Source organism: Shigella sp. FC1544, from assembly GCF_001722145.1.
GTDB classification, from domain to species: Bacteria; Pseudomonadota; Gammaproteobacteria; order Enterobacterales; family Enterobacteriaceae; genus Escherichia; species Escherichia coli.
Window position 1 is genome coordinate 1 of the sequence record NZ_MECT01000379.1, and the last position, 679, is coordinate 679.

General features: G+C 47.9%; 1 protein-coding gene and 2 pseudogenes. 2 read left to right on the plus strand and 1 reads right to left on the minus strand.

All coding sequences use genetic code 11. From position 1 onward, the window contains the following. Window positions 1-315, plus strand: a pseudogene (locus BGK49_RS16685) (IS1-like element IS1B family transposase); the annotation flags it as partial. A gap of 48 nt (window positions 316-363) precedes the next feature. On the opposite strand, the pseudogene BGK49_RS31170 reads toward BGK49_RS16685, so the two are convergent. After that, window positions 364-477: pseudogene (locus BGK49_RS31170) on the minus strand (hypothetical protein); the annotation flags it as partial. Between the two features lie 57 nt (window positions 478-534). On the opposite strand from BGK49_RS31170, the gene BGK49_RS16695 reads away from it, so the two are divergent. Then, window positions 535-679: IS1 family transposase (locus tag BGK49_RS16695; RefSeq protein WP_305848896.1), on the plus strand; the 145-nt coding region annotated here is incomplete at its 3' end.

The window sequence follows — 679 nt, forward strand, 5'->3', positions numbered from 1 at the left end:
GACAGGCTCCGGAAGACGGTTGTTGCGCACGTATTCGGTGAACGCACTATGGCGACGCTGGGGCGTCTTATGAGCTTGCTGTCACCCTTTGACGTGGTGATATGGATGACGGATGGCTGGCCACTGTATGAATCCCGCCTGAAGGGAAAGCTGCACGTAATCAGCAAGCGATATACGCAGCGAATTGAGCGGCATAACCTGAATCTGAGGCAGCACCTGGCACGGCTGGGACGGAAGTCGCTGTCGTTCTCAAAATCGGTGGAGCTGCATGACAAAGTCATCGGGCATTATCTGAACATAAAACACTATCAATAAGTTGGAGTCATTACCCAAAAGTGTAGCGGTATTAAGCGCAGCTATTTAGATTATTGCCGCATTTTCTCCACCACGATCAGAGCCGAAAAAAGATAATTTTTTTCCAACTGCCACCCGGCGTAATGCGTTTTCACCAATGTTACCCCACCTATTGCGGCAAAAGGTAATGTCTTCAATCGATAGAAGTTTCTGGTAATCTACTGGTATTTGAGGTTTTCCATGACTACCGTTACTGTTCATTGTCCGCGCTGTAATTCCGATGAAGTTTATCGACATGGCCGTAGTTGTTCCCGGCATGAGCGTTTCCGTTGTCGCTCATGTAAACGTGTTTTCCAGCTCACTTACTCTTATGAAGCCAGAAAAC